At 62.0% G+C, this 295-nt stretch carries 1 protein-coding gene; it reads right to left on the bottom strand.

Going from position 1 to position 295, the window contains the following annotated elements; translation table 11 throughout:
• Positions 1-295 (bottom strand): HAMP domain-containing protein (locus P0G09_RS19505; RefSeq protein ID WP_275253504.1); only part of this gene is annotated, 295 nt, incomplete at both ends.

The following is a 295-nucleotide window of genomic DNA, read 5'->3' as shown; positions in this document are numbered from 1 at the left end:
TGTTCCAGATCCTTTTCCAGCGCAAGGTTCCGCATCTCTTCCCGGTGCAAGGCCTGCTGGGTGGTCAGCTGCTGCGCCATGGCGTGCTTCATCTGGTTGAAGGTTCCCGTAAGCCGCCCCACTTCGTCGCTGCTTTTCACCGGAAGATCCGGACTTGAAAGATCCCCCTCGGAAATGCTGCGGGAGGCCTGTGCCAACCGCAGCAGCGGACGCACCACCGCACGACTCAGCACCCGGATAAGCAGCAGCATCAGCGCGGCTGCCGTCAGGAACAGCCCCAGATACAGCCACGGCA

Source organism: Faecalibacterium sp. DFI.5.82 (genome assembly GCF_029076575.1).
In the GTDB taxonomy this organism is placed as follows: domain Bacteria; phylum Bacillota; class Clostridia; order Oscillospirales; family Ruminococcaceae; genus Faecalibacterium; species Faecalibacterium duncaniae.
Note: the sequence above shows the minus strand (reverse complement) of the source record. Positions and strands in the feature narration are given on the sequence as shown.